The sequence below is a fragment of the Mitsuaria sp. CC2 genome (genome assembly GCF_048957715.1).
GTDB lineage: Bacteria > Pseudomonadota > Gammaproteobacteria > Burkholderiales > Burkholderiaceae_C > Roseateles.
On sequence record NZ_JARVXN010000033.1, the window covers coordinates 246,924 to 273,180 of the forward strand.

General features: G+C 68.0%; 26 protein-coding genes. 8 read left to right on the forward strand and 18 right to left on the reverse strand.

The window, feature by feature from the left end:
• Positions 1-40 precede the first annotated feature (40 nt).
• The 3 genes from PV762_RS22635 to PV762_RS22645 are packed head-to-tail and all read right to left on the reverse strand — an operon-like array spanning position 41 to position 3,366.
• Positions 41-769 carry a lytic transglycosylase domain-containing protein gene (locus PV762_RS22635; RefSeq protein WP_421037225.1) on the reverse strand — a complete coding sequence of 243 codons (729 nt, stop codon included), beginning with the start codon at positions 767-769 and terminating at the stop codon, positions 41-43.
• Positions 766-1,338 carry a GNAT family N-acetyltransferase gene (locus PV762_RS22640; RefSeq protein ID WP_421037226.1) on the reverse strand — a complete coding sequence of 191 codons (573 nt, stop codon included), beginning with the start codon at positions 1,336-1,338 and terminating at the stop codon, positions 766-768. The genes PV762_RS22635 and PV762_RS22640 overlap by 4 nt, the downstream gene beginning before the upstream one ends.
• A gap of 15 nt (positions 1,339-1,353) precedes the next feature.
• Complete coding sequence (locus tag PV762_RS22645) at positions 1,354-3,366, reverse strand: DNA topoisomerase IV subunit B (RefSeq protein WP_421037227.1); 2,013 nt, start codon at positions 3,364-3,366, stop codon at positions 1,354-1,356.
• Between the two features lie 237 nt (positions 3,367-3,603).
• Here PV762_RS22645 and PV762_RS22650 point away from each other — a divergent pair, with 237 nt between their 5' ends.
• From PV762_RS22650 to bamC, 7 genes are all read left to right on the forward strand, one after another.
• A complete protein-coding gene (locus PV762_RS22650) occupies positions 3,604-5,076 on the forward strand; it encodes an amidohydrolase family protein (RefSeq protein ID WP_421037228.1) in 1,473 nt (490 codons plus the stop codon).
• A 29-nt stretch (positions 5,077-5,105) separates the two neighbouring features.
• On the forward strand, positions 5,106-6,341 hold the full coding sequence (locus PV762_RS22655; RefSeq protein WP_421037229.1) for an MFS transporter: 1,236 nt from the start codon (positions 5,106-5,108) through the stop codon (positions 6,339-6,341).
• 6 nt (positions 6,342-6,347) lie between these two features.
• Complete coding sequence (locus PV762_RS22660; RefSeq protein ID WP_421037230.1) at positions 6,348-6,479, forward strand: hypothetical protein; 132 nt, start codon at positions 6,348-6,350, stop codon at positions 6,477-6,479.
• Positions 6,480-6,575: 96 nt separating this feature from the next.
• Entirely contained in the window at positions 6,576-7,379 is an 804-nt protein-coding gene (locus tag PV762_RS22665; protein WP_421037231.1) for an SDR family oxidoreductase, read from the forward strand.
• Positions 7,376-8,017, forward strand: coding sequence for a class I SAM-dependent methyltransferase (locus PV762_RS22670; RefSeq protein ID WP_421037232.1), 642 nt, complete (start codon positions 7,376-7,378; stop codon positions 8,015-8,017). The genes PV762_RS22665 and PV762_RS22670 overlap by 4 nt, the downstream gene beginning before the upstream one ends.
• A gap of 62 nt (positions 8,018-8,079) precedes the next feature.
• Positions 8,080-8,961, forward strand: a complete 882-nt coding sequence (dapA, locus tag PV762_RS22675) for a 4-hydroxy-tetrahydrodipicolinate synthase (protein ID WP_421037233.1) — start codon at positions 8,080-8,082, stop codon at positions 8,959-8,961.
• Positions 8,962-9,044: 83 nt separating this feature from the next.
• The gene (bamC, locus tag PV762_RS22680) at positions 9,045-10,205 is read left to right on the forward strand and encodes an outer membrane protein assembly factor BamC (protein ID WP_421037234.1); all 1,161 of its coding nucleotides are present in this window, start codon (positions 9,045-9,047) and stop codon (positions 10,203-10,205) included.
• Positions 10,206-10,441: 236 nt separating this feature from the next.
• Here bamC and PV762_RS22685 read toward each other — a convergent pair whose 3' ends face one another.
• The 3 genes from PV762_RS22685 to PV762_RS22695 form a co-directional block, all read right to left on the reverse strand.
• Positions 10,442-10,642 carry a hypothetical protein gene (locus PV762_RS22685; RefSeq protein WP_421037235.1) on the reverse strand — a complete coding sequence of 67 codons (201 nt, stop codon included), beginning with the start codon at positions 10,640-10,642 and terminating at the stop codon, positions 10,442-10,444.
• A 156-nt stretch (positions 10,643-10,798) separates the two neighbouring features.
• Entirely contained in the window at positions 10,799-11,338 is a 540-nt protein-coding gene (locus PV762_RS22690; RefSeq protein WP_421037236.1) for a hypothetical protein, read from the reverse strand.
• 106 nt (positions 11,339-11,444) lie between these two features.
• On the reverse strand, positions 11,445-12,572 hold the full coding sequence (locus PV762_RS22695) for a JmjC domain-containing protein (protein WP_421037292.1): 1,128 nt from the start codon (positions 12,570-12,572) through the stop codon (positions 11,445-11,447).
• 134 nt (positions 12,573-12,706) lie between these two features.
• On the opposite strand from PV762_RS22695, the gene PV762_RS22700 reads away from it, so the two are divergent.
• Positions 12,707-13,240 (forward strand): FKBP-type peptidyl-prolyl cis-trans isomerase, encoded by a 534-nt coding sequence (locus PV762_RS22700; protein WP_421037237.1) that lies wholly within the window; start codon positions 12,707-12,709, stop codon positions 13,238-13,240.
• Positions 13,241-13,322: 82 nt separating this feature from the next.
• On the opposite strand, the gene PV762_RS22705 is transcribed toward PV762_RS22700, so the two are convergent.
• The 12 genes from PV762_RS22705 to PV762_RS22760 form a co-directional block, all read right to left on the reverse strand.
• Positions 13,323-14,429, reverse strand: a complete 1,107-nt coding sequence (locus PV762_RS22705; RefSeq protein WP_421037238.1) for a hypothetical protein — start codon at positions 14,427-14,429, stop codon at positions 13,323-13,325.
• Between the two features lie 72 nt (positions 14,430-14,501).
• Positions 14,502-16,625, reverse strand: a complete 2,124-nt coding sequence (locus tag PV762_RS22710; protein WP_421037239.1) for an ATP-binding protein — start codon at positions 16,623-16,625, stop codon at positions 14,502-14,504.
• Positions 16,618-17,286 carry a response regulator gene (locus tag PV762_RS22715; protein ID WP_421037240.1) on the reverse strand — a complete coding sequence of 223 codons (669 nt, stop codon included), beginning with the start codon at positions 17,284-17,286 and terminating at the stop codon, positions 16,618-16,620. The genes PV762_RS22710 and PV762_RS22715 overlap by 8 nt, the downstream gene beginning before the upstream one ends.
• 116 nt (positions 17,287-17,402) lie before the next feature.
• A complete protein-coding gene (locus tag PV762_RS22720; RefSeq protein WP_421037241.1) occupies positions 17,403-17,663 on the reverse strand; it encodes a hypothetical protein in 261 nt (86 codons plus the stop codon).
• Positions 17,664-18,021: 358 nt separating this feature from the next.
• Positions 18,022-19,170, reverse strand: coding sequence for an ABC transporter substrate-binding protein (locus tag PV762_RS22725; RefSeq protein ID WP_421037242.1), 1,149 nt, complete (start codon positions 19,168-19,170; stop codon positions 18,022-18,024).
• A gap of 109 nt (positions 19,171-19,279) precedes the next feature.
• Positions 19,280-20,602, reverse strand: a complete 1,323-nt coding sequence (locus PV762_RS22730) for a TRZ/ATZ family hydrolase (RefSeq protein ID WP_421037243.1) — start codon at positions 20,600-20,602, stop codon at positions 19,280-19,282.
• 79 nt (positions 20,603-20,681) lie between these two features.
• On the reverse strand, positions 20,682-21,674 hold the full coding sequence (locus PV762_RS22735; RefSeq protein WP_421037244.1) for a nucleoside hydrolase: 993 nt from the start codon (positions 21,672-21,674) through the stop codon (positions 20,682-20,684).
• A gap of 19 nt (positions 21,675-21,693) precedes the next feature.
• Positions 21,694-22,695 carry a ribokinase gene (locus PV762_RS22740; protein WP_421037245.1) on the reverse strand — a complete coding sequence of 334 codons (1,002 nt, stop codon included), beginning with the start codon at positions 22,693-22,695 and terminating at the stop codon, positions 21,694-21,696.
• Positions 22,692-23,708: a LacI family DNA-binding transcriptional regulator gene (locus PV762_RS22745; RefSeq protein ID WP_421037246.1), complete on the reverse strand. Its 1,017-nt coding sequence runs from the start codon at positions 23,706-23,708 to the stop codon at positions 22,692-22,694. The genes PV762_RS22740 and PV762_RS22745 overlap by 4 nt, the downstream gene beginning before the upstream one ends.
• A 196-nt stretch (positions 23,709-23,904) precedes the next feature.
• Positions 23,905-25,215 (reverse strand): citrate synthase, encoded by a 1,311-nt coding sequence (gene gltA, locus PV762_RS22750; protein ID WP_421037247.1) that lies wholly within the window; start codon positions 25,213-25,215, stop codon positions 23,905-23,907.
• A gap of 30 nt (positions 25,216-25,245) precedes the next feature.
• Positions 25,246-25,527 (reverse strand): succinate dehydrogenase assembly factor 2, encoded by a 282-nt coding sequence (locus tag PV762_RS22755; RefSeq protein ID WP_421037248.1) that lies wholly within the window; start codon positions 25,525-25,527, stop codon positions 25,246-25,248.
• A 24-nt stretch (positions 25,528-25,551) separates the two neighbouring features.
• On the reverse strand, positions 25,552-26,256 hold the full coding sequence (locus PV762_RS22760) for a succinate dehydrogenase iron-sulfur subunit (protein WP_067273709.1): 705 nt from the start codon (positions 26,254-26,256) through the stop codon (positions 25,552-25,554).
• Position 26,257: the final 1 nt, after the last annotated feature.

Sequence of the window (26,257 nt, forward strand, 5' to 3'; positions counted from 1 at the left end):
CGGGGACGCTGCTGCCCCGGAATCCGTCGGTCGCCGATCGCTATTCGAGCGGCGCGGCGACCATCGTCAATTGCCTGGCCCGACTGCCGAGGCTGCGCTGCAGCAGCGCCCAGTAGAGCTCCATCACCAGGTGGACGTGCGCCTGCGTCTCGTCGATGTCGGGCATGTGGCCGCCCGCGCGACGCACCGCGCCCTCGCCGGCGTTCCAGGCCGCCAGCGCCGCGTCCAGACGCCCGAAACGACGCGTCAGGTCTGCCAGCATGCGCGCGCCGATCAGCACGTTGGTGCGCGGATCCTGGAGATAGCCGACGCGCCTCAGTTCGTCCGGCGTCGCGTAGCGCTGCGCCGTCGCCGCGGTGATCTGCATCAGGCCGGTCGCGCCCCGCGGCGACACCGCATCCGGCTTGAAGCCCGACTCCACCGCGATGATCGCCTTCAGCAGGTCCGCATCGATGCCGGTCGCGGCCGCAGCCTCGCGCAGATACGGCTGCACGGCCTTGACCTCGGGCGCGATGTCCAGCCAGGTCAGCATGCGCTGGCCGTGGTCGGTCTTCCCCGGCACGCGACGGATGCCGCTCAGCGGCGACATCACCGGCTGAAACCGGCTGTCCATCTGCACCGGCGCGAAATGCGCGATGCCGTCGGCGTCCACATAGCCCCACAGCTCGGCATGCGCCGGCGACATCTTCGCGGCGAAGGCCACGGCGATGCTCAGCGCCAGCCGCTTGCGCAGAACGCGTCCGCCGGAAGGGGGGCGACCGTGGCTCATGCCGCCTCCAGCCCCTGCGCGACGCGCGCTTCGTACTCGCGCTTGAGCAGCGACATCACGATCAGGTCGTCGAAGCCGGCGCTCTCGTCACGATCCCCGTCCTTGCCTGACTGGGCGCCGTCCGCCCCGGGCAACACCTCGGCCCGCACGCACTCGCGCAGCCGGCCTTCCTCGACGAAGCCCTCGCTGCGGTACAGCGACTGGGCCCGGGTGTTGCGGCCCTTCACGTCCAGCCAGAAGCGATGCGCGCCCAGCTGCGTGAACGCCATCTTCTTGAGCAGCCGCACGCACAGCCGACCGACGCCCTGCCCTTTCGGGCCGAGCACGATGCGCTTGAGCTCCACCGAACGGTTGGGATTGCGGCAGCCCTGCAGGATCACGAAACCGGCGCGTCCGGCGTCCAGTTCCACGATGAAATGCCGCGCGTCCGGAAACCGGACGGCGCCTTCGTGCTGCGTGCGTTCCCACGGGGTGATGAAGGGCCGGTTGCCCGCGTCCTGCTCCACGCCGACGACGAAGTCCAGGTCGGACAGCATCGTGGGGCGAAGCGTGACGCGATGTTCCAGCATGGCGCGGTCCGGGGTTTAGACGTCGACCTCGATGGCGTCGCCGTGGAGCTCCATCAGCTCGCGACGCGCCGCGGCCTCGCCCTTGCCCATCAGCTTGTTGATGGCGCCCTCGGTGTCGCCGAAGTCGAGCTCGCCGTACTGCACCTGCAGCAGGCGGCGCGTCTCCGGGTTCAGCGTCGTGTCCCAGAGCTGCTCGGCGTTCATCTCGCCCAGGCCCTTGAAGCGGCTGATGCTCCAACTGCCTTCGCGCGCGCCCTCCTTGCGCAGCTTGTCCAGGATGGCGGTCTGCTCGCCCTCGTCCAGCGCGTAGAGCTTGGCCGCCGGCTTCTTGCCGCGCGCCGGCGCGTCCACGCGGAACAGCGGCGGGCGCGCCACGTACACGTGGCCGGTGGCGATCAGCTTGGGGAAGTGGCGGAAGAACAGCGTCAGCAACAGCACCTGGATGTGGGCGCCGTCGACGTCCGCGTCCGAGAGGATGCAGATCTTCCCGTAGCGCAGGCCGGACAGGTCCGGCTCGTCGTTCTTGCCGTGCGGGTCGACGCCGATGGCCACGGAGATGTCGTGGATCTCGTTGTTGGCGAACAGACGGTCGCGCTCGACCTCCCAGGCGTTGAGCACCTTGCCGCGCAGCGGCAGGATGGCCTGCGTCTCCTTGTCGCGGCCCAGCTTCGCGGAGCCGCCGGCGGAGTCGCCCTCGACCAGGAAGAGCTCGTTGTGCAGCAGGTCGGTGCTTTCGCAGTCGGTCAGCTTGCCGGGCAGCACCGCCACGCCGGAGCTCTTGCGCTTCTCGACCTTCTGCGCCGCGCGCTGGCGCGTCTGCGCCTGCTTGATGACGAGTTCGGCCAGTTTCTTGCCGTGCTCGACGTGCTGGTTGAGCCACAACTCCAGCGCCGGCTTCACGAAGGCGGACACCAGCCGCAGCGCGTCGCGCGAGTTCAACCGCTCCTTGGTCTGCCCCTGGAACTGCGGATCCAGCACCTTGGCCGACAGCACGAAGCTGGCGCGCGAGAACACATCCTCCGCCATCAGCTTGACGCCCTTGGGCGCCAGCGCGTGCATCTCGATGAAGCCCTTGATCGCGCCGAACAGGCCGTCCTTCAGGCCGGACTCGTGCGTGCCGCCGGCCACCGTCGGGATCAGGTTCACGTAGCTCTCGCGCATGACCTGGCCCTCCTCGGTGAAGGCCACGCACCAGCTGGCGCCCTCGCCCTCGGCGAAGTTCTCGCTCTCGGAGGCGGTCGCGAACTGCTCGCCCTCGAACAGCGGGATCAGCGGATCGGCCGGCAGCGCCTGCATCAGGTAGTCGCGCAGGCCGCCCTTGTAGGTCCAGGTCTGCGTCTCGCCGGTCTTCTCCTGCGTCAGCGTGACCGTGACGCCGGGCATCAGCACGGCCTTGGAACGCAGCAGGTGCACCAGTTCGCCCTTGGGCAGGTCGGCGCTCTCGAAATACTTGCCGTCGGGCCAGACGCGCACCGTCGTGCCCTGCTTGCGGTCGCCCGTCTTGGGCTCGGCCTTGCGCGTGGCGACGGGTTCGATGACGTCGCCGCCCGAGAAGGCCAAGGTCGCGACCTGCCCCTCACGGTAGACGGTCACCTGCAGCCGCTTGGCCAGGGCGTTGGTCACCGACACGCCGACGCCGTGCAGGCCGCCCGAGAAGCTGTAGGCGCCGCCCGAGCCCTTGTCGAACTTGCCGCCGGCATGCAGCCGGGTGAAGACGATCTCGACGACCGACACGCCCTCTTCGGGATGCAGGCCGTAGGGGATGCCGCGTCCGTCGTCCTCGACGGTGATCGAGCCATCGGTGTGCTGGGTGACGGCGATGCGCTTGCCGTGACCGGCCAGCGCCTCGTCGGCCGCGTTGTCGATCACCTCCTGGATGACGTGCAGGGGGTTGTCGGTGCGGGTGTACATGCCCGGGCGCTGCTTGACGGGCTCCAATCCCTTGAGGACGCGGATCGAGCCTTCGCCATAACCGCCCGGTTCGTTGCCCGGCGCCTTGCCGGTGGAAGTGACTGCTTTGGTTGCCATGGGGCGGGATTCTATGCAGCGTCGGCGACGCTTCCGGACGCCTGCCGGCAGGGGTCGTTCCCATGGGGGTTTCCCCCTGGTCGAAAGCCCCCCCCGTACCCGTCCCCCACCTCCCGCGCGCGCAGGCCGCACGGCGCATACCGTCCCGCACTTCCGGTTACCGATCGAGCCCCGCCGGCATGGGAGCGCTGTCGTAGCATCCGCCGCTTGTCTGCACGCCCCCGACCGACCGGCCCGATGTCGCTCCTGCACCGCCCACTCCGCCCGCTGCTGGCTCGCCTGGCTGCCCTGGGCCCCCTCTCGCTGGCGCTCTCCTCCCTCCTCGGAGCGGGCCAGGCCCTGGCCGACGACTTCAAGGCCAGTCCGGAGATGGCCATGGAACTGCGCCACGCCCGTTGGTTCGATGGCGAGAAGCTGCAGAGCGGCACGCTTTACGTCGAGGATGGCCGCTTTGTCCAGAAGCGCCCCCGCAAGGTCAACCGGCTGATGGAACTGCGGGGCCAGACGCTGGTGGCGCCGCTCGCCGACGCGCACAACCACAACCTGCAGAGCGCCTGGGGGCTGGACAAGTTCGGTCAGGATTACCTGCGCGACGGCGTGTTCTACGCGGCGATGCTGTGCGCCGATCCGGCGGCGGTCGAGCCCATCCGCGCCAGGATTTCGCAGATGGAGACGCCGGACGTGCTGTTCGCCACCGCCTGCATCACCTCGTCCGACGGCCAGCCGCTGGCGATGCTGCAGTCCGGCACGCCGCCGATGGCGATGGACCAGATCGTCGACAAGGCGGTGCTGATCATGGACACGGCCGAGCAGGTCGGACAGAAGTGGCCGCTGATCTCCGGCCGCCACAGCGACCTGATCAAGGTCATCATGAGCTACCACGACCGCCCGGAGCTGCGCCACGTGCCCGACCAGCGCGGCCGGCTGGGCGTGACGCCCGAGGTCGTGGCCGAGGTGGTCCGCCGCGCGCACGCGGAAGAGCGCCGCGTCGTCGTCCACATCGAGAGCGCCGCCGACTTCGCCGCCGCCGTGCGCGCCGGCGCCGACTTCATCGCCGAGCTGCCGGGCTACTTCCCGCAGCACGGCGAGGAGCCTGAAACCCATCTGATTCCCCCGGACGTGGCCGCGCTGGCCGCCGAGAAGAAGATCGGCATCGTCACCGCGACGGTCGCGACGCGGCTGTTCCAGCCCGCGCCGGAACTGCTGGCTCGCATCGAGGCCGTGCAGAAGCAGAACCTGGAGCGGCTCAAGACCGCCGGCGCGCGGCTGCTGGTCGGCTCCGACCTGTTCACCGGCAACGCGCTGAGCGAGGTGCATCACCTCGACCAGCTGGGCGTGCTCGACAAGACCGCGCTGCTGCGCCTGGCCACGGTCGAGACGCCCAAGGCCCTGTTCCCGCAGCGCAAGCTCGGCTGCTTCCAGCCCGGCTGCGAGGCCAGCTTCCTGGTGCTGATCGGCAATCCGCTGGAGGACCTCGATGCCCTGGACAAGCCGATCCTGCGCATCAAGCAGGGCCGCGTGCTGACGCAGCTGGACGACGTCGCCGCCACCGCCGGCGAAGAGAACAACGCGCTGAACTCCGCCGCCGGCGCCGACAAGAAGGCCTCCGGCAGGAAGTCGAGCGCCAAGTCCACGGCCAAGTCGACCAGCAAGGCGTCCGCCAAGAAGAAGTCATCGGGGAAACCCGCATCCAAGAGCGGCACGCGCTGAGACCCGCCACCAGCCGGTACATTGACCGGATGAGCGCGCTCCCCGTTCCCCCTTCTTCTTCCCGCACGCTGTCGATGCGGCAGGTGCTGATCTGCGGCGCCGCGATCGTCACGCTGTCGATGGGCATCCGCCACGGCTTCGGCCTGTGGCTCACCCCGGTGACCATGGACCGCGGCTGGACCCGCGAAGCCTTCTCCCTGGCCCTGGCCGTCCAGAACATCGCCTGGGGCGCGGCCGGCCCGTTCGCCGGCATGCTGGCCGACCGCTTCGGCGCGCTGCGGGTGCTGATCGCCGGCGCCCTGCTCTATGCCGCGGGGCTGGCGCTGATGGCGGTGTCGACCTCGACCGCCGGCTTCCTCGGCAGCGCCGGGGTACTGATCGGGCTGGCCCAGTCGGGCACCACCTACGCGGTCATCTATGGCGTCATCAGCCGCAACGTCTCCGCGGAGAAACGGTCCTGGGCCATGGGCGTCGCGGCGGCGGCGGGCTCCTTCGGACAGTTCCTGATGGTGCCGGTCGAGAACTGGCTGATCGGCTACAACGGCTGGCAGAACGCGCTGTTCGTGCTGGCGATCGCCGCCTGCCTGATCGTGCCGCTGGCCTTCGGCCTGCGCGAGCCGGCGCGCGACGCCGCCCACGGCGCCCATCACCAGAGCATCGGCCAGGCGCTGCGCGAGGCCTTCGGCTACCGCAGCTTCCAGCTGCTGATGCTGGGCTACTTCGTCTGCGGCTTCCAGGTCGTCTTCATCGGCGTGCACATGCCGAGCTACCTGAAGGATCACGGCCTGACGCCCCAGGTCGCGACCAATGCGCTGGCGCTGATCGGCCTGTTCAACGTCTTCGGCACCTACGCCGCGGGCACGCTGGGTCAGAAGGTCCCCAAGCGCTACCTGCTGTCGGGCATCTACCTGCTGCGCTCGATCGCGATCATCATCTTCCTGAACGTGCCGCTGACGCCGACGAGCGTCTACGTCTTCGCCGCGGTGATGGGCGTGCTGTGGCTGTCCACCGTGCCGCCGACCAACGCCATCGTGGCGCAGATCTTCGGCGTACAGCACATGTCGATGCTGGGCGGCTTCGTGTTCTTCAGCCACCAGATCGGCAGCTTCCTGGGCGTGTGGCTGGGCGGCAAGCTGTATGACGCGACGGGCTCCTACGACGTCGTCTGGTACCTGGCGATCGCGCTGGGCGTCATGGCGATGGTGGCCAACCTGCCGGTGCGCGAGACCGCGATCCCGCGGCGTGCGGTGCCGGCCACGGCGTGATCCAGCATGATGCGGCACGGGCTCTGGCGGATCCTGGCGTGGCTCGTCGCCTGCGCTGTCCTGGCGCTCGTCTTCCTGGCCTACACACAGCCTTCGCTGATGCAGCAACTGGGTGACGCGATCTGGGCCTGCTTCTGATCCTGGTCCTGGTCCGGACCCTGCCCCGACTTTCATTCTGACCACGGATACGACAGCGACAACCAGCGCCACGAGCGCATCGACAACGGAGACAACATGGTCGTGATCATCACCGGCGCCTCCGACGGCATCGGCGCCGAACTGGCGCGTCAATGGGCGCGGCGCGAAGGCGCCAAGCTCTCGCTCGTGCTGGCGGCGCGCAGCGTCGACAAGCTCGAGAAGGTGGCGGCGGAATGCGAAACGCTCGGCGCCCACACCCGCGTGCAGCGCTGCGACGTCGAGTCGCAGGAGGACTGCCAGGAACTGGTGCGCACGACGCTGGGCGCCTTCGGCGCGATCGACGTGCTGGTCAACAACGCCGGCATGTCGGCGCATGCGCTGTTCGACCAGGTCAAGGACCTGGCCTGGTACCAGCGCCTGATGCAGATCAACCTGTGGGGCTCAGCCTGGTGCACGCAGGCCGCGCTGCCGGCGCTCAAGGCCAGCCGGGGCCGCATCGTCGCGGTCTCCAGCCTGGCCGGGCTGCTGGGCATCCCGGGCCGAACCGCCTACAGCGCCAGCAAGTTCGCCATGACCGGCTTCTTCGAGGCGCTGCGCACCGAGGTCGCCGCCAGCGGCGTCAGCGTGACCATCGCCTACCCGGGCGTCGTGGACACGCAGATCCGCTATCGCGGCTTCAATGCGCAGGGGACGGCGTCGGGGCTGAGCAGCCTCGACGAACGCGGCGCGATGCCGGTCCAGGAATGCGCCAGACTGATCCTCGACGGCACGCTGGCGCGCGAGCGCGACATCGTCATGACCGCCAAGGGCAAGCTGGGCCGCTGGCTCAAGCTGCTGGCGCCGGCCATGGTCGACCGCATGGCGATGAAGGCCCTCAAGAAGGAACAACGACCCGCATGAGCATGTCCTCCCTCCCCGGCAGCGCCCTCCACGGCGCCTCCTACCCCAGCGACTGGGTGCTGCGCTGGGCGCAGGCCTGGCGCGACCGCGACGGCGTCACCGCCCTGGACCTGGCCTGCGGCTCGGGCCGCCATCTGCGGCTGCTGGCGGGCGAAGGCGTGGCCGTCACCGGCGTCGACCGCGACGCGGCGGCGTTGGCGACGTTGACGACGCTCGCCGGGCTCTCCGACCGCCTCGAGCTCATCGAGGCCGACATCGAGCAAGGCCCCTGGCCGCTGGCGGACCGCGTGTTCGACGTGGTGCTCGTCACCAACTACCTGTGGCGGCCGCTGCTGCCACGCGTCGTCGAGGCCGTCGCGCCCGGCGGCTGGCTGATTTACGAGACCTTTACCGATGGACAACAGACGGTGGGCCGGCCCGCCAATCCGGATTTCCTGCTGACGCCCGGCGAGCTGCTGACCGCCGCCGCCGGCCTGCGCGTGATCGCCTATGAGGACGGCTTCATCGAGGCGGAGCCCTCCAACGCCGGGGGCGGCGCCGTCAACGGCCGGTATGTGCAGCGCGTTGCTGCGGTTCGCGGGAACCGGCCCGCCGACGCCACGCCGCCTGGGGTCTACCCCAGATACCGGCTGCGCTGAGCGCGCAGGCCCGGAAGCGCTCCGGCGCTTCAGTAGAATCCGCCGATCCAGAGGAATCCTCAATGAACGCAATTGTTGGCAGCATCGTCGCGCTGGTCACGCCGATGCATGAAGACGGCCGCATCGACTTCGATGGGCTGCGCAGCCTGATCGACTGGCACATCGACCAGGGCACGGACGTCATCGGCGTCGTCGGCACGACCGGCGAGTCCCCGACCGTCACGATGGAAGAGAACCGCGAAGTGATCCGCGTCGCGGTCGAGCACGTCAAGGGTCGCAAGCCGGTCCTGGCCGGCACCGGCGCCAACGCCACCGCCGAAGCCGTCGAGCTGAGCCGCTTCGCCAAGCAGGTCGGCGCCGATGCCACGCTGTCGGTCGTCCCCTACTACAACAAGCCTTCGCAGGAAGGCATCTACCAGCACTTCAAGGCGATCGCCGAGGCGGTCGACATCCCGATGATGCTGTACAACGTGCCCGGCCGCACGGTGGCGGACATGTCGGTGGAGACCACGCTGCGCTGCGCCTCGCTGCCCGGCGTGTTCGGCATCAAGGACGCGACCGGCAACGTCGAGCGCGCCGCCTGGCTGATCAAGCACGCCCCGCAGGGGTTCAGCATCTACTCCGGCGACGACGCGACCGCCATCGCGATGATGCTCATGGGCGGCCGCGGCTCCGTCAGCGTCACCGCCAACATCGCGCCCAAGGCGATGCACGAGATGTGCATGGCCGCGATCGAGGGCCGCGTGCGCGAGGCCACCGTGCTCCACTTCCAGCTGCTGCCGCTGCACAAGCAGCTGTTCTGCGAACCCAGTCCCGCCCCGAGCAAGTGGGCCCTGAACAAGCTGGGCCGCTGCCCCAACAACCTGCGCCTGCCGCTGACGCCGCTGACCCCCGCCGGCCAGGATCTGGTCGAAGGCGCCATGCGCGACGCCGGCCTGCTCTAATCACTGCCGGCCGGCGCGCGCCGGCCGCCCCCTTTTCCTTCAGCGGCCGCGGGCCGCACCGACCTACCTCGGAGATCTCCAGCGTGACTCGTTCCCTTTCTGAATCCGGCGCGCCCACTCCAGTGCGCGTGGCCTGCCTGATGGCGCTGGCCTCGCTGACGGCGTGCAGCACGTTCGAGAGCATCACCAGCAGCGACAAGGTCGACTACCGCACCCAGGCCAAGCAGACCACCGGTCTGGACGTGCCGCCGGACCTGACGCAGCTGCCCAAGGAGAACCGTCCCACCGGCCCGATCAGCGCCGCGCAGATGGCCGCGCAGCCGAACGCGCAGCGCCAGGCCGTCGCAACCGCGGGCGCGCCCGTCGCGCTGGACAAGGCCGGCACGATCGAATTCCACCGCCTGGGCAACGCCCGCTGGCTGCACAGCGCCCTGCCGCCCGAGCAGGTCTGGCCGCAGGTCAAGAGCTTCTGGCAGGACCGCGGCTTCACCATCGAGACCGAGGACCAGAACGTCGGCCTGATGGAAACCAACTGGGCCGAGAACAAGGCCAAGCTGCCGCAGGACTTCATCCGCAAGACGCTGGGTTCGCTGCTGGATTCGCTGTACTCCACCGGCGAGCGCGACAAGTACCGCACCCGGTTGGAGCGCAACGACCAGGGCGGCACCGACATCTACGTCACGCACCGCGGCCTGGTCGAGGTCTACACGAACTCGCAGCGCGACGAGACCGGCTGGCAGCCGCGCCCGTCCGACCCGGAGCTGGAAGCCGAGATGACCTCGCGCCTGATGCTCAAGCTCGGCGGCAAGGAAGAAGACGCCAAGACCCTGGTCGCCACCGCGCAGCAGCCAGCGCCGTCCTTCGCCGAGGCGCCGCGTGGCAACGCGCCGCGTTCGCTGGCGGACGTGCCGGATCAGCTGAAGATCAACGAGGACTTCGACCGCGCCTGGCGCCGTGTCGGCCAGTCGCTGGACCGCCACGGTTTCACGATCGAGGACCGGGACCGCAAGCAGGGCCTGTTCTTCCTGCGCTACGCCGACCCCAACCAGGCCGGCAAGGAAGAACCCAACTTCTTCCAGCGCCTGTTCGGCGCGACCAGTGCGTCCACGGCGGTGCGTTACCGCGTGTCGGTCAAGACCGAGGGCACGAGCTCGACCGTCATGATCCTGGACGACAAGGGCCAGCAGCAGACCAACGAAATGGCCAAGCGCATCCTTCAACTGCTGATGGAAGACGTGCGCTGATCTCTCTCGATGGCGGACCACCGTACGCCATCAGTTTGCGCAAAACAAAACGCCACCGTCGAGGTGGCGTTTTTCATTGACGGGCATTCAGTGCGAGAGAGGTCCTCATTCGCCTGGTCAAGGCTGGAGAAACTCCACTCTAATACCAGCGGACGTGCGGAGGCCCAGCCTGCCGCAGGCAAAGAAAAAGCCGCAAGGGCGAACCCTTGCGGCTTTCTCTGGACGAGTGAATCGTCTTAGTTGCTGGCGGCCGAAGCGGGCGCAGCAGCGTCGGAAGCGGCAGCCGAAGCTTCCACGGCCGGGGCCGAGGCTTCCATGGCGGGAGCCGAAGCTTCCGGAGCCGGGGTCGCCACGGGGGCGACGACTTCTTCCTTCTTGCCGCAAGCGGTCAGGGCAACAACGGCCAGCAGGGAGGCCAACAGGATCGACTTTTTCATACTTGTCCTCAAGTAACTTTTAGACGAACAATCAATTACCGGTAATTAATGAAGTCGTACCAGATGACAAGTACAACTTCAGCAGACCAAGACGCGAGAAACCTCGAGCGCTTCCCTCGCCTAGCCAATGATTATAGCCACCAGTTTGTAATCTCCTTACAAGCCTAGGGTGCTGCTGGCGAACGAGTCGGCAGACCGTTGCTCAATAGCGTCAAACCACTCGCGAGCCATGGCTTCTTCCCGGGCGTCATGCAGCGAAAGTGAGGCCCGGGCCGGTGTCCACAACTTCAATGTCAGCAATCCGGGTGCCAGCAGAAGCCCCATGGGCGCGGGAGTGCTGCGCTCAGCGAGGTCGGCCGGATCGAACGCGCGCGCCTGCACCACGTGATCGTGCGTCTGGCGCCACTGGACGAAACGAGGATGGACGCGGCGCAGCGTCTCGTAGTCGGTGTTCGCCAGCAGCCGCAAGCGGCGGTGCGGAAGCGCCCAGCGATGGAGCGCGTCCAGCAGTCCGGCCTCGGAGAGTGGCCACTCAGCGAAATCCGGGTCCATCCAGCACAACTCCCGCCCGCCCTGCTCCGCCGCCCGCTGCAGCGCTTGCCGCAGCATTTGCCGGACTTCCTCGGGCGATTCCACAAGTCGAGGCTGGAGATCTTCAGCAGGCGTGGTTTCCGGGCGTGTGGTTTCCGGGGGCATGACGAGCTCCTTGTCGATGGGGGAGCCGGATCCGGCGAGGAACGCGGCGAGAAGTCCGGCGAAGGCTCCGATGAGGATGCGGATGAGCGGTGCCAGGCGGGGGCGATCAGCCGGGCAGCACCCAACCGTCCTCGGTCCATTGGTCCAGCAAGTCGCGTGCGCCGTCGCTCAGCTTCGCGACATCGGCCGCTGACAGCGCGCGGCGGTCCGCCATCCGGCGCATCAGCGTCGCATCGCGCCCGCCGGCCCGGAACGATTGTCCGTTGATGAAGACATGCGCGGCGTCGTACAGCATGCGGGTGCGGGCGCTCAAGCGCGCGGCCTGCCCTGCCGGCAACGCGCCCCCGGGCTCGAAGAAGACCTTCGGCTTGGGCTCGGTGAGCGCCTCGCCGAGCGCGCGTTCCAACGCCAGCGGTTGTGCGACCGCCTTCAACACCGCTTCGCGCGCGAAGGTCGTGAGCGCCTCAGGAATGCGTCCCGGCTCGCCGGTGGCCGCCTGGCGCGGGTCCATGTACATCCGGTCGCCGCGCGGCGCTTCCTCGTCGTCGGTCAGGCGGACCAGCAGTTCATTGGCCAGCTCGCTGCGCCACGGCGAACGGAAGCCCACCGAGGCCGTCATGCAGGCGCCGCCGACCGCCACGCCGTCGTGCGCCCAGCCGGGCGGCAGGTAGAGCATGTCGCCGGGTTCGAGCACGAACTCCTGTTCGGGCTCGAAGTCGGACAGCACCTTCAGCGGCAGGTCCTCGCGCAGCGCGCCGGAGGTCGACACGCCCAGGCGTCCGATGCGCCAGTGGCGGCGCCCGCTCACCTGGATCAGGAAGACGTCGTAGGAATCGAAATGCGGACCGACCCCGCCGCCCTCGCTGGCGTAGGACAGCATCAGGTCGTCCAGGCGCGCCTCCGGGATGAAGCGGAAGCGGCTCAGCAGCGCCTGCGCCGCCTCGACGTGCAGGTCCAGCCCCTGCACCAGCAAGGTCCATTGCGGCTTGCTCCAGGCGGGCAGCTTGGCGATCGGCCCCTGGCGCATGGACCAGCGGCCGCCGTCCTGCTGGGCGACGAGGCGGGACTCCACCTCGTCGCTGGCCGCCAGGCGGGCCAGGCCGGCGCGATCAATCGGCGGCACCACACCCGGCAGCGCCTGGCGCACGAGCAGCGGCTGCTTCTGCCAATGGCCCTTCATGAACTGCGCCGGGCTGAGGCCGCCGAGCAAGGGCAGCGTTGCGGCGATGTCGATGCCGGAAGTGCCGGCGGCATCGGCAACGGACCCTGCATTGCTGGAACGTCTGGCGCGGACCGAAGGGGCTGGGGCCGTCTGGGGGGACTTGGACTTGGAGCTCATGGGCGCGCATTGTCTGAGAGAATTGCGCGATGCAAATCACTGCCCCCTGCGTCGTCTCCCTGACCTGGAGACTCGAGGACGCCCAAGGCCAATCCGTCGAGGTGCTGGACCCGCCGATGGAGTTCTTCTACGGCGGCCAGGACCTGTTCACGAAGGTCGAGGAAGCGCTGGTCGACAAGCTCGCCGGCGACGAGGTCAGCGTGGCGCTCGAGCCCGAGGATGCGTTCGGCGACTACGACAGCGACCTGGTCTGTTTCGAGCCGCGCGACGTCTTCCCGGAGGGCGTCGACGTCGGCATGCAGTTCGAAGGACTGCCTGAAGGCGCGTCGACGCCGGACATGCCGGCCGACCGCATCTACACGGTGACCGAGGTCTATCCGGAACACATCGTCCTGGACGGCAACCATCCGCTGGCGGGCGTGGGCCTGCGCATCCACGTGACGGTGCACGACGTGCGCGAAGCCACCGAGGAAGAGCTGGAAGCCGGCTCGCTGGGCGACTCGGGATTCACCGTCGCCACCGGCCTTGCCGCCGGGCCGGGACCGGACGAACCGATCCACTGACCGTTCCGGTTGGCACCCATTCCTGGAAGCCATGCGATGCGGGGCTTCTTCGTTTCGGCCCCATCGCCGACGCCTCGCGCGCTCAGCCCTTCCCGGACGGATCGCCCAGAGGCCAGTGCGTCGGCGCGGCAGGCTCGCGCGTGCAGAGCCGCCGATAGAGATCGAAGACCTTCGCCTCCAGTTCGGCGGGGCTGCAGCACACGCGCGCGCCGATCAGCCGGGCACGGTAGTTGTGGATCTGTTCCCGCACCGCGTGGGACCAGCTCTGGGTGCTGGGCGTCAGGTCGAAGGTGCTGCTGCGCAGCACGTGCAGCCAGCCGGTCAGCACCGGCTCCGGCAGTCCGGCCAGCGTCTCGGTCAGGGTCGCCGGGGGACGGTCGCGTCCGGCATGCAGGCGGTACAGCATCAACAGGCGGATCACCAGTGCCGGGTCCGAGGACGCGGTCATGGCCAACCCCTCAGGCGGCACGCCATGGCGCATCAGCCGGAACAGCCGTCCCAGCACGTCGAGGTCGCAGCTCGGCAACGCCCGGGGCGATTCCTCCTGGGGCGGCATCAGCAGATCGCCCTGAAAGTAGCGCACCCCCAGCGCCTTGAGGCGCAGATAGTCCCCCGACTCGGTCATGCGGTCGGCGATCAGCATCGCGCCGGCCTGGCGTGCGAGTTCCTGGACCGGGGCCCAGGCGTTCACCGGCGCGAGCGACACATCCAGCTTCACGAACGACACCATCGGCAGCCAGACGGTCCGCGGATCGTCCGGGGTCACCACGCCCGCCAGCGCGAAGCGGTAGCCGCGCGCATGCAGTTGCGCGATGCGCCGGGTCAGCGTCTCCTGGACCGGCACCCCGACAGGGATCTGGATCGCGCCCAGCGGGCCGCACAGCACATCCCCGATCGGACTGAGCAGGGTCGCAGCGTCCATCTCGACGAACAGGCAGCCGGGGCGGCGATGCGCGATGCCACCGTCCAGCAAGGCCTGGCTGAGTAGCAGGCTGGTCGCGTAGGCGCTGGGCGGCGGCGCGCGGCGCCAGCCGGCATTCCAGCGGAAGCACAGCTCCTGTCCCATCGGCTCGACGGAGCCGTCGATGATGGGTTGGCGTGCGAAACGGGCGCAGGTGGGTTCGGGTTGGATCAGCAGCCGGGCTGCCGTGACGCCGCTGCGGGAGGGTCGGGAAGATTGCGTGGCCATGGGAATCGTCGACAGACCCGGAAGCCCGGGCGGGACGTCAGTATTTCCAGTAACGGCCAAACGTTCGATGGCTCAGCTCAGTGGCATTGCAACGATTTCCGACTGGGAACAGTCGTTGACCGACTCGTTTGCTGGATCGCGCGTGGCCGAAACGGTCAAGCCGAGGCTCAGCGAGGTCCTCGCGCCGTTCGGCGTGCGTTCGAAATGGAAGACCGCGCCTATCCGTTCGGCGCGGCGACGCAAGCCGGCCAGGCCGGTGCCGCCGCCCAGCGGCGAGTCCTCGCCGCTCCCCTGTTCCGCGCTTGTTTCCCGCGCGGCCTCGTCGCCGGCCAACTCGCGCTGCGCGCCCCCCGACTGGCCGTTGTCCTCGATCAGCACCTCCAGCCGCTCGCCGTGCAGCACCGTCATGCGGATCGACAGCCGGCTCGCATTCGCATACTTGATGGTGTTGGCGACGGATTCTTCGACGATGCGCATCACCTGCTTGGAAAGGTCGGCCAGCAGCACGATTTCGGGTCCTTCGGGAATGTCGTATTCGATCTGGAAGTCACCCCGGCTGAGCGACTCGTCCAGGTTGCTGCAGTAGGTGAACAGGATGTCGTGGATCGTGCGCTGCTCGTGGACCTCCGTCACCGAGATGATCTCGCGCAGGTCCTTCAGGGCGGCCATCAGGCCGCGTTCCAGGCGCTCATGGTCGATGTCGCGGTCGCGCACGCTGAAGAGCGTCGTGACCAGCTTGGAGCCGATGCCGTCGTGCAGGTCCCGATAGATCCGGTCGCGCTCGGCCTGCGCGGCGGATTCGGTTTCCATCTCGCGCTGGCGGTTGTAGCTGATCAGCAGTTCCCGTTCGCGCTGCTGCAGGGTCTCGGAGAGGATGCGGTTGTTGTCGCGGACGCGCTTCACGTTCGCCTGGAACTTCGTCAGCAGGATCTGCGCGACGACGAACAGCAGCAGCGGCACGCTGAGGTGGCTCAGGTAGATCGGCGTGACCAGCAAATGCGACAAGGACCAGCCGGCATCCGGCATCGGGAAGGACACGAGCGCCCGTACCGCGTTGTGGTCCCGCAGCGCAAAGACCTGGGCCAGCACCGACTGGAAGAGCAGCGACATGGCCGTGCGTGAACGCGTCCGCGCGACGTGGAGCGCCAGGCGCGAGCAGGCGTAGAGGTGGAACACGAGCAACAGGGGCAGCCAGTAGGCGTCCAGCCATTCGCGCCCGCGCGCGCCCAGCAGCGGATAGGTGAGCGCGGCGAAGGCCGCCGCGCCGAACAGCGCCAGGGTCCCGCCGCGTCCCAGGGGCTCCTCGACGAAGGCGAAGATGAACAGCGTGAGCACCACCACGACGCCGCCGATGCAGGCGTACTGGGCCCAGAGCCACAGGGGCACCAGCGCGGCCGGGACGTAGGGCAGCAGCACCAGCGAGAACAGCACCGACCACAGCACCGTCGTGGCGCCCGCATGCAGGAAGACCGCCCCCTCCCGCCGGTTCGCCAGCCAGGCCCCCAGCATGAACATGCCCGCCAGCAGACAGAACACATTGGAGGCATTGGCCAGCGAGGTGCCGACGAACAGCGTCAGCTCGCCGATGTAGGAGATGGTGTCGAGGTCGCCGATGTACACCGGCGCGATGTGGACCTGCCGATCCCAGGTGGTGAGTTCGACGGTCAGCACATTCCCTTCGGGCCGCACGAGACTGCGGGCCAGCGGGACCTGCAGCGGGCGGTACCACTTGTAGCGCGCGTCGACCGTGGACTTCGGCAGGCCGGCGACCCAGACACCGTTCAGGTAGACGTCCATCCCGTCCAGGGCCTGGCTGATGAGGAGACTGGTGCCGGGGATCCGCGAATCTCCCCGGTAGCCCGCGCGGGCGTCGCAACACGGTGCCGGGTGCGCGAGGTACCGGTCCAGGTCGATGCGGAATCTCGCCCGCTTCAACCCGTCCACCTGGCTGAGGTCGTGGAGATACGGCAACGCGAACATCCCCTCGCGGGCGAGGACCGGGCCCTCCAGCCGCGGCACCTCCGGGCCGGCGTCGCGCGAGATCGTCCCGGCCTCGACGATCTCCAGGTCCTGGGCGCCCTCGACGCGGTAGACCCGCGTCGCGAGACTGCTGGTGGCCACGACCAGCAGGGCCAGGACGAAGAAGGTCAGCCAGAAGAACACCGTCTTCAGCGAGCTTCGCCTCGGACTACTCATCGATGAGCCCGTGCAGGCGCGCGGCGTTGGCCGCCATCGCGCGCGACTTCACACCCAGCTTGCGGTAGACGCTGCGCAGATGCTGGTTGACGGTGTGATGCGAGATGCTCAGCCGACGCCCGATCTCGACAATGGGCAGGCCGTCGACGAGGTGGCGCAGCACCTCCCACTCGCGCTCGCCCAGCCCGAGGTCGCGCAGGACCTTCTGCCGATCGACATGCGGACGCACGTTGTTCTCGAGCATGTTGATCCGCTCGACCACCAGTTGCGCGACCGCCGGACTCAAGGGCGACTGTCCGTTGTGGGCGCTGACGAGCTTGTCCACCATCCCCGGCTGGATCTCGTCCTTGAGCAGATAGCCGCTCGCGCCGGCCCGCAGGCTGCGCATCACATGCTTGCTGTCGCCGAAGGTGCTGACGACGACGCTGCGCGATTCCGGGCACTTGTCCTGGATCAGGCGGATCAGTTCGACGCCGTCGACATCCGGCAGGCCCAGGTCGACGATATAGAGATCCGCGCGGTTGGCGAGGATGGCCGCCACCGCTTCGCCGCGATTCTTGGCGATGCCCACCACTTCGCAGAAACTACTGTTCGAAATCACGTCCACCAACCTTTTCATGACGGTGGGGTCGTCTTCGATGATCACGACGGCAATACTCATTCGTTGGCTCCTTCTCACTCGTTGTCCCATTGCCCAGAGGCGGGCACAGTTTCGCGAGCGAGCAGAAACCAGCAATCACCGAAGCAAGTAAACCCGAAATCACCAGACTACTGAATTCAGTGGTGGTCCAGGACGCGCGGCCGCGGGGGATCCCATTCCCCGTCGTCGGACCCGGACACCCGTCGCCATCGGCTTTTGATCCAGTCTTCCGCGCTGGCGGCCAGGCAGGCGATCAGCAGTACCAGGCCCCCGATCGCGAGCAGGTAACCAATGACAGTAAGTTCAAACAAGGGATGACCAGGGACCGAAGCTTCCGCCTTCTCGGCCAGCAGGCAACCGGCGCCCGCGAGCGTCAGGCCGACAGCGACGGCATACATGTTTCTCATGACATCAATCCATTTGCAAACTATTAGTGGCAGTGTCACCGACTGCGATCAGTTTGCTAATCACTCATGAATGCATTTATCGACTTAAATCTGCTAGCTTTCAGCGATTCGAATGGCGAATTTCTTGAGTCATCCGGCGAATCCACCGCATGGGCGATGCCATTGAATATGCCGAAGCCCCCTCCTTGTTTCAGGCGTGGGCGCCGGCAATATCGGATCGAAGGCTGGACTGGCGACTCAGTCGCGCAAGATCCCCTGGCGGCGCCTCGTTCGGCCGGCCCTGGCGTCAGGAAAAACAGAACGGGCGCCCGAAGGCGCCCGTCGCAAAGGGAATGTCCGGCGGCGAGGATCAGCGCAGGAAACGCCCTCTCGGGTCGATGATCGCGATGTCGGCGTAATTGGTGCCCGTGTGATCGGTCGGCGAGTAACCGACCTCCATGCCGCCCAGGTCGAAGCGCGTCATGCTGTTGAGCACTTTCTGAACGGCGGCGCGGCTGGGATCCTTGCCGGCGCGCTTGAGCGCCTCCACCAGCACCTTGGCGGAAGCGAACCCCTCCATCATGGCCGGCGTGACCTGGCCGTTGGATTCGGCGGGATGGGCCTTCACCAGATCGCCCAGCTCGCGGACCATCGGCACGTTGGTCGAGCGCTCGCTCGGGAAGACCTGCGACACGATGATGCCGGCGGCGTTCTGGCCCAGCAGCTGGACGAACCCGTTCGAGGCGTTGTTGGACAGGGTCGCGCCCAGGATGCGCGAGCCGGCCGCGCGCAGCGCGTTGATCGTGTCGGCGGTGATCTGCTGCGACGCGACCATCAGCACGACCTGCGGGTCGGCGGCGATGAGTTGCTTGACCACGCCGGCGATGTCCGGCTTCTCACGCTCATAGGTGAAATGGGCGACCGGCTTCATCTTGCGGTCGTTGAAACCCGCCATGGCGCCGGTGATGCCGTCCGCGCCGAAGGTGTCGTTCACCTGCAGCAGGGCGATGCGGGTGTTGCCCATCTCCAGGAGCAGCTGGATGGCCCGCTCGGCTTCGCGCTGGTAGGTCGAGCGCACGTTGAAAATGAAGGGATGGACCGGCTTGTGCAGCAGCATCGCGCCGGTCGACGGCGCGATCAGCGGCACCTGGGCCTTGTCGAGCAGCGGCATCACGGCCTGCGTGTGCGGCGTGCCGCGCGTCAGGAACAGGGCGACGGCGCCCTTGTCGATCAGCGTCTGCGCATTGGCGGCGGCACGTTTGGGATCGAAGGCGTCGTCCAGCGACTGCAGGTCGATCTTCTGGCCGTTGACGCCGCCGGTGGCGTTGACCTTGTCGATGTACAGCCTGGCGCCCAGCGTCAGTTCCTTGACGCTGGCGGAGACCTGGCCGGAGAAGCCGGCGGTCTGGCCGATCAGGATGTCCGCGTGCGCGGCGGCGCTGAGGCTGAAAGCCACCAGTGCGGTGGCGATGGAAGCGGCGAACCGGCTCAGGGGCCGGCTCCGTGTAGGCTTGCTCATGGTGGTCTGTCCCGCCGGCACGCGGTGGCGGCCGGCTGTGTCTCCAGCTCGCCGGCGATCAGATCGACGCCGGCCCCTCGGCGACTGGACCCCCCATGTTCAGGGGGGATCAGCGCCCCGCGCGCATCTTAGCCACGATGTCCGCTACCCGCCCAAGCAAAGCCTGCGTGTCGAAGGTCAGAACGTTGCGATTCGACAGCACCTGCCGGCCGCCCACCCAGACATCCGTGACATGTTCACGCCCGGCCACGTAAACGAGCTGCGCATCGGCGTGATACACGGGCTGGCACTCGATCGAGTCCAGCGCCACCGCGACCACGTCGGCCAGCTTGCCGGCCTCCAGCGTGCCCAGGTCGTTCGCACGGCCCATGGCCTTGGCGGCGCGCACGGTGGCCATCTCCAGCGCGGTGCGCGCGGTCACCGTCAGCGGGTCGCCGGTGACGCCCTTGGCGAGCAGCGCCGCGGCGCGGATCTCGTTGAACATGTCCTGGCGGTTGTTGGAGGCCGCGCCGTCGGTGCCCAGCACTGTGTTGACGCCGGCGGCTTCCAGCGCCTTCAGCGGCGCGACGCCCGACGCCAGCTTCAGGTTGGAATTCGGGTTGTGGACCAGGTGCACGCCCTGCTTCGCGACGAGGTCGATCTCGTCCGGGGTCAGGTGGACCATGTGCACCGCGATCATCTTCGCGTTCAGCAGGCCCAGCTTGTTGAGGCGTGCCAGCGGACGCTCGCCGTACTGCTTCACGCTGCCGTCGATCTCGTCCTGCGTCTCATGGATGTGGCAGTGCATCTGCAGGTCGTACTTTTCGGCCAGTTGACGCAGCTGGATGAAGGTCTCGTCCGAGACCGTGTACGGCGCGTGCGGCGCGCTGGTCCAGTCCAGCAGCTTCTCGCCCTTGAACTGCTCGTAGGCGGCCAGGCCCTTGTCGATGTAGTCCTGGGCGTTGGCGGCGTAGCCGGTCGGGAAGTCGATGACGTTGATCGACACGCCGGCGCGGATCCCGCTGTCCACCGCCGCGCGGGCCATCGCGGTCGGGAAGAAGTACATGTCGTTCAGGTAGGTCACGCCGCCGCGCAGCGCTTCGGCCGCCGACAGCAGCGAGCCCTGGTAGGTCCAGTCCTCGCTGACCCACTGGCGCTCCAGCGGCCAGATGTGGTTGTTGAGCCAGTCCATCAGCGCGAGGTCGTCCGCGACGCCGCGCAGCAGCGACATCGCCGAATGCGTGTGGGCGTTGATCAGGCCGGGGATCAGCACATGGTTCGGCAGCTCGACGCGTTCGGCGTCGGCGTAACGCTTGAGGGCTTCCTCGCGCGGCAGGACGGCGGCGATGCGCTCGCCTTCGATGGCCAGCGCGTGCTGCTCGAGCACGGGGCTGTCCGGGGTCATGGTGATCAGCCAGCGGGGCAACAGCAGCTTCACGGCTTGGGTCGTCATTCAGGTTCTCCTTGCTCACGCCGCTCGGCGCGAGGTGCATTGTCTTGATTCTTGGCGGCGCCGTCGCGGCGCCGCGGATTCAGAAGATCTCGTCGAACAGCGCCAGCACGCGCGTCGCGTCGACCTCGACGCAGACCTGCTGCGCCGGATGGCCGCTCCACGGCGTGGCGGTGCCGTGCTCGCCGCGCCAGTCCTGGATGGTCTGGCCGGTGGCGATGCCTTCCAGCGCCACACGCACCGGGCCCGCGCGCAGCGTGAACGCGTCCGGCACCAGCAGGATCGCCGCGGCGCTCGCGTCGTGCGCGTAGATGCCGCCGATGCCGTCTCGCGCGTCGTAGAACTGCTGGTAGTGGCGCGTCGCCGCCCAGAGCACATCGCCCGCGCCGTCGCCGCGGCCGCGCAGCCTGGCCAGGTCGGCCTCGCGCATGATCGCTTCCTGCGTCACGTCCAGGCCGACGATGGTCACCGGCCAGGCGGCGGTGAAGACCTGATCCGCGGCTTCCGGGTCGGCCATGATGTTGGCCTCGGCCACGGGCGTCACGTTGCCGCCGTGGCCCTTCAGTCCGAAGGCGCCGCCCATCACGACGACGCGCTTGACCTTGCCGGCGATCCCGGGATCGTGCTTCAGCGCGAGCGCCAGGTTGGTGAACGGTCCCACGGCCACCAGCGTGATCTCGCCGGGCCGTCCGTTGACCAGCTCGCAGATCAGCTGATGCGCGGGACGCGGATCGAGCGGCCGCGTCGGCGCCGGCAGCCGGTCGGCGACGCCGCCCAGGCCGTCGTCGCCGTGCACATGCGCGGCGTCCTTGCGGCGGCGTTCATCGCGCAACGGGCCTGCGGCGCCCGCGGCGACCGGCACGTCGCGGCGGAAGAGCGCGGTCAGCCCGCACGCGTTGCGCGTGGTCGTGGCGACCGGGCCGTTGCCGAAGACCGTCGTGACGGCCACCAGTTCAAAACGGGGATGGCAGGCCAGCAGCGCGAGCGCGAGCGCGTCGTCGATGCCGGGATCGGTGTCGAAGAGGACCGGGATGGGCTTCGGGCCCAGGTCCGAAGCGGAATGTTTGCTGTCCATGGGGTACTGCGCTCCAGGGTCAGGGGTTGCCGTCGGCGGAGTGTGCCCCGTTCGCGATCAGCTCGGCGAGCTCGGGCAATTCCGGCAGTTCAGAACGGTGCGGCATCGCCTGCTGCACGCCGGTCCGGCTGACCGCGAGCGCCGCCGCCAGCTGTCCCAGCGCGGCCGCGCGGGCCGGCACCAGACCTTCGGCCAGGCCCACGGCGAGTCCGCCCACGAGCGTGTCGCCGGCGCCGACCGTGTCCACCGCCGCCACGCGCGACGCGTGCAGATGCAGACCGTCGGGATGCTCGTCGCTGAGCAGCCAGGCCCCGGCGCCGCCGAGCGTCACGAGCACATGGCGCGGTCCCAGCGTCCGCAGATGCGGGGCGGTCGCGCGCGCGATGGCGATGCCGTCGGCGTCGCCGGGCAGCGCCACATCGCGCGCCAGCTGCAGGGCTTCGGTTTCGTTGACGATCAGCCAGTCGCTCAGGCCCAGCAGCGCGGCTGGCAGGTCCTGGGCCGGCGCGGCATTCAGCACCGTGGTCACGCCGGCGTCGCGGGCGATCTCGAAGGCGCGCTGGATGGCCGGGACCGGCACTTCCAGTTGCGCCACGACCACCCTGGCCTGGCGCAGCAGCGCCCCGCCCTGCTCCACGTCGGCGGCGTCCAGGTCCGCATTGCTGCCGGGCACGACGACGATCGCGTTCTCGCCGCCCTCGCTCGCGACCATGATCACGGCCAGGCCGGGCCAGGTCGCCTCGTCGCGGCGGATCGCCTGCACATGCACGCGTTCGGCTTCCAGCGCCTTCAGCAGGTCCTGCCCGTGCTGGCGCATGCCGACACGGCCGATCAGCGCCACCTCGGCGCCCAGCCGCGACGCGGCCACCGCCTGGTTGCCGCCCTTGCCGCCCGGCGTGCCGGCGAAGGCCTCCCCGATCAGGGTCTCGCCCGGCGCGGGCAGACGCGCGGCGTGGGCCACGAGGTCCATGTTGACGCTGCCCACCACCACCACGGTGGCGGCAGCCTTTGCTGAAGTCATGAATGCTCCGGAGACGACGGCGCCGCGGTGCTCTCGCGCAGCACGACCTGCGGCACGAGTTGCAGGTCCTTGAAGGGCGCCTGGGGATTCTCGATGCGCTCGATCAGCGCGCGGCCGGCCTCCCGGCCCAGGTCGCGGATCGAGCAGCCCACGCTGGTGAGCGCGGGATAGACATAACTGCCGAGTTCGATGGCATCGAAGCCCACGACCGACAGCTGACGCGGCACGTTCAGGCCGAGCTCGGCGGCGGCGCGCAGCGCGCCCATGCCCATCAGGTCGTTGCAGGCGAAGACGGCAGTCAGCTCGGGCTGACGCGTCAGCAGCGCCTTGACGGCGTCGTAGCCGCCGGCGGTGCTGAAGTCGCTTTCGGCCAGCCACTCGGCACGTGCCTCCAGGCCGCGCTGCTCCATCGCATTGCGCCAGCCGGCGACACGTTCGGTGGTGACCTCGAATTCGGCGGGGCCGCTGACGCAGCCGATGCGGCGATGGCCCAGTTCCAGCAGATGACGGACCACCTCGAAGGCGCCGAGCTGGTTGTTCACGCTGACGCGGTCCGCGCGCGCGCCGGGCACCAGACGGTCCACGGTCACCACCGGCACGCTCGCGTGGCGGAAGGTGCTGGCCAGCGTCTCGGCGTCACCGGCCGAGCTCAGCAGCAGGCCGTCGATGCGCTTCTCGAGCAGCGTGCGCAGGTAGGCCTGCTGATGCTTGGGATCGTTGTCCGAGTTGCAGAGGAAGACCGAATAGCCCGCCTGCCGGCACCACTCCTCGGCGCCGACGACCAGCTCCGCGAAGAACGGGTTGCGCACGTTGGGCACCAGCACGCCGACGATCTTGGTCTCGCTGCGACGCAGCGAGCGGGCCACCGCGCTGGGCAGATAACCGATCTCGTCGACCGCCGCCAGCACGCGCGCGCGGGCCTCGGCGCTCACCGGCCGCGTGTTGTTCAGCACATGCGACACCGTGGTGAAGGACACCCCCGCCAGCGCGGCTACATCCTTGATGGTGCTCATCGATCGATCCGGTCCTCTGCTCGTGCCAAACTGGCTGGTTCAGTCAATTGCAAACGTTTGCAGAGCATAACCCACCGGCGATGCGCTCCTGGCCGGGGCGGAGCGCGCGCATCAAATATTCAAATGCAAAAAAGCCCCTGGCCGAAGCTCAGGGGCTTGGTGCGGAGAGCCGGTGGTCCGGCTCGGCGCCGGTCGATCAGCGTTGGGCGATCGGCGTGACGTCGCGCTTGGTGGCGCCGACGAACAGCTGACGGGGGCGGCCGATCTTGTACTCGGGGTCGCCGATCATCTCGTTCAGCTGGGCGATCCAGCCGACCGTGCGGGCCAGCGCGAAGATCGCGGTGAACAGCGGCACCGGGATGCCGATGGCGCGCTGCACGATGCCGGAGTAGAAGTCGACGTTCGGGTACAGCTTGCGGGCGACGAAGTATTCGTCTTCCAGCGCGATCTTCTCCAGCTCCATCGCCAGCTTGAACAGCGGGTCGTCGTGCAGGCCCAGCTCGTTCAGGACTTCGTGGCAGGTCTCGCGCATCAGCTTGGCGCGCGGGTCGTAGTTCTTGTAGACCCGGTGGCCGAAGCCCATCAGCTTGACGTTGCTGTTCTTGTCCTTGACCTGCTTGATGAACTCGCCGATCTTGGCGACGCCACCCATCTGCTGGATGTCGTTGAGCATGTTCAGGCAGGCCTCGTTGGCGCCGCCGTGCGCCGGACCCCACAGGCAGGCCACGCCCGCGGCGATGGCCGCGAACGGGTTGGTGCCCGACGAGCCGCACAGACGCACCGTCGAGGTCGACGCGTTCTGCTCGTGGTCCGCATGCAGCGTGAAGATGCGGTCCATGGCGCGGACCAGCACGTCGTTGGGCTTGTACTCCTCGCACGGCGTGGCGAACATCATGCGCATGAAGTTGCCGGCGTACGAGAGGTCGTTCTTCGGATAGATGTAGGGCTGGCCGATCGTGTACTTGTAGGCCATCGCCACCAGCGTCGGCATCTTCGCGATCAGGCGGATCGCGGCGATCTCGCGGTGCTCGGGATTATTGATGTCGGTGCTGTCGTGATAGAAGGCCGACAGCGCGCCCACCAGGCCGGTCATGACCGCCATCGGATGCGCGTCGCGACGGAAGCCGCGCAGGAAGAACTGCATCTGCTCGTTGACCATCGTATGGTTGGTCACGCGATTGACGAACTCTTCCTTCTGCGACGGGCTGGGCAGCTCGCCGTACAGCAACAGGTAGCAGGTCTCGAGGTAGTCGCAGTTGGTCGCGAGCTGCTCGATGGGGTAGCCGCGGTACAGCAGCTCGCCCTTGTCGCCGTCGATGTAGGTGATCGTGGAGTTGCACGACGCCGTCGACAGGAAGCCCGGGTCGTAGGTGAACTTGCCGGTCTGCGCGTAAAGCTTGCGGATGTCGATCACATCCGGACCGATGGTGCCCTTGTACAGGGGCAGATCCATTTGCGGGCTGCCATCGGAGAACGACAGGGTGGCTTTGACGTCAGACGGGGTCATGGGCATTCCTTATGACTTCAGGGGTTCTGGTTACTGAGGGGTCCGCAGCATCGCAAGCACGGCATGAACGTCGGGCCGGTCCAGTTCGCCGGCCGGCTCCTTGCGGGCCAGCATCAGATCGAGCAGGTCGTTGTCCGACAGGTCCATCAGCTGACGCAGGCCTTCCGCGTGGAACTCGGTCAACGCGCCTTCATGCCGCTTGAAGAACCGCTCGATGAAAAGATCATTCTCCAACAGCCCGCGACGGCAACGCCACTTGAGCTTGGAGAGACCTCTCTCATCGATGAGGGTGTTCGTGTCGGCGGCGTTCATGCGTGTGCGTGCGTTCTCGCGGGCTCAGACGGTGCGACGCACCATCAATTCCTTGATCTTGCCGATCGCCTTCGTCGGGTTGAGACCCTTGGGGCAGACGTCGACGCAGTTCATGATGGTGTGGCAGCGGAACAGGCGGTACGGGTCCTCGAGGTTGTCGAGGCGCTCCGCGGTGGCCTGGTCGCGGCTGTCGGCGATGAAGCGGTAGGCCTGCAGCAGGCCGGCGGGACCGACGAACTTGTCGGGGTTCCACCAGAAGCTGGGGCAGCTGGTGGAGCAGCTCGCGCACAGGATGCACTCGTACAGGCCGTTGAGCTCGTCGCGCTCTTCCGGGGACTGCAGGCGCTCCTTCTCGGGCGGCGCTTCCTCGTTCACCAGGAACGGACGGATCGAGTTGTACTGCTTGAAGAACTGCGTCATGTCCACGATCAGGTCGCGGACGACGGGCAGGCCCGGCAGCGGCTTGAGGATGATGACGTCCGGCAGCGAGCGCAGGTTGGTCAGGCAGGCCAGACCATTCTTGCCGTTGATGTTCATCGCGTCGGAACCGCAGACGCCTTCGCGGCACGAGCGGCGGAACGACAGCGAGGGATCCACGGCCTTGAGCTTGAGCAGGGCGTCCAGCAGCATGCGTTCGTTGCCCGCGAGCTCCAGCTCGATGGTCTGCATGTACGGCTTGGCGTCCTTGTCCGGGTCGTAGCGGTAGATCTTGAAGGTGCGCTTGATCATT

What these genes read in the sequence shown, in the direction of transcription:
- PV762_RS22725 (WP_421037242.1), bottom strand. Translation starts at nt 19,170, where the DNA reads ATGAGCAAGCCTACACGGAGCCGGCCCCTGAGCCGGTTCGCCGCTTCC.
- PV762_RS22730 (WP_421037243.1), bottom strand. Translation starts at nt 20,602, where the DNA reads ATGACGACCCAAGCCGTGAAGCTGCTGTTGCCCCGCTGGCTGATCACC.
- PV762_RS22685 (WP_421037235.1), bottom strand. Translation starts at nt 10,642, where the DNA reads ATGAAAAAGTCGATCCTGTTGGCCTCCCTGCTGGCCGTTGTTGCCCTG.
- PV762_RS22640 (WP_421037226.1), bottom strand. Translation starts at nt 1,338, where the DNA reads ATGCTGGAACATCGCGTCACGCTTCGCCCCACGATGCTGTCCGACCTG.
- PV762_RS22670 (WP_421037232.1), top strand. Translation starts at nt 7,376, where the DNA reads ATGAGCATGTCCTCCCTCCCCGGCAGCGCCCTCCACGGCGCCTCCTAC.
- PV762_RS22700 (WP_421037237.1), top strand. Translation starts at nt 12,707, where the DNA reads ATGCAAATCACTGCCCCCTGCGTCGTCTCCCTGACCTGGAGACTCGAG.
- PV762_RS22735 (WP_421037244.1), bottom strand. Translation starts at nt 21,674, where the DNA reads ATGGACAGCAAACATTCCGCTTCGGACCTGGGCCCGAAGCCCATCCCG.
- PV762_RS22760 (WP_067273709.1), bottom strand. Translation starts at nt 26,256, where the DNA reads ATGATCAAGCGCACCTTCAAGATCTACCGCTACGACCCGGACAAGGAC.
- PV762_RS22690 (WP_421037236.1), bottom strand. Translation starts at nt 11,338, where the DNA reads ATGCCCCCGGAAACCACACGCCCGGAAACCACGCCTGCTGAAGATCTC.
- gltA (WP_421037247.1), bottom strand. Translation starts at nt 25,215, where the DNA reads ATGACCCCGTCTGACGTCAAAGCCACCCTGTCGTTCTCCGATGGCAGC.
- PV762_RS22665 (WP_421037231.1), top strand. Translation starts at nt 6,576, where the DNA reads ATGGTCGTGATCATCACCGGCGCCTCCGACGGCATCGGCGCCGAACTG.
- PV762_RS22650 (WP_421037228.1), top strand. Translation starts at nt 3,604, where the DNA reads ATGTCGCTCCTGCACCGCCCACTCCGCCCGCTGCTGGCTCGCCTGGCT.
- PV762_RS22645 (WP_421037227.1), bottom strand. Translation starts at nt 3,366, where the DNA reads ATGGCAACCAAAGCAGTCACTTCCACCGGCAAGGCGCCGGGCAACGAA.
- PV762_RS22660 (WP_421037230.1), top strand. Translation starts at nt 6,348, where the DNA reads ATGATGCGGCACGGGCTCTGGCGGATCCTGGCGTGGCTCGTCGCCTGC.
- PV762_RS22755 (WP_421037248.1), bottom strand. Translation starts at nt 25,527, where the DNA reads ATGAACGCCGCCGACACGAACACCCTCATCGATGAGAGAGGTCTCTCC.
- PV762_RS22720 (WP_421037241.1), bottom strand. Translation starts at nt 17,663, where the DNA reads ATGTATGCCGTCGCTGTCGGCCTGACGCTCGCGGGCGCCGGTTGCCTG.
- PV762_RS22740 (WP_421037245.1), bottom strand. Translation starts at nt 22,695, where the DNA reads ATGACTTCAGCAAAGGCTGCCGCCACCGTGGTGGTGGTGGGCAGCGTC.
- PV762_RS22705 (WP_421037238.1), bottom strand. Translation starts at nt 14,429, where the DNA reads ATGGCCACGCAATCTTCCCGACCCTCCCGCAGCGGCGTCACGGCAGCC.
- PV762_RS22715 (WP_421037240.1), bottom strand. Translation starts at nt 17,286, where the DNA reads ATGAGTATTGCCGTCGTGATCATCGAAGACGACCCCACCGTCATGAAA.
- dapA (WP_421037233.1), top strand. Translation starts at nt 8,080, where the DNA reads ATGAACGCAATTGTTGGCAGCATCGTCGCGCTGGTCACGCCGATGCAT.
- PV762_RS22635 (WP_421037225.1), bottom strand. Translation starts at nt 769, where the DNA reads ATGAGCCACGGTCGCCCCCCTTCCGGCGGACGCGTTCTGCGCAAGCGG.
- PV762_RS22710 (WP_421037239.1), bottom strand. Translation starts at nt 16,625, where the DNA reads ATGAGTAGTCCGAGGCGAAGCTCGCTGAAGACGGTGTTCTTCTGGCTG.
- PV762_RS22745 (WP_421037246.1), bottom strand. Translation starts at nt 23,708, where the DNA reads ATGAGCACCATCAAGGATGTAGCCGCGCTGGCGGGGGTGTCCTTCACC.
- PV762_RS22655 (WP_421037229.1), top strand. Translation starts at nt 5,106, where the DNA reads ATGAGCGCGCTCCCCGTTCCCCCTTCTTCTTCCCGCACGCTGTCGATG.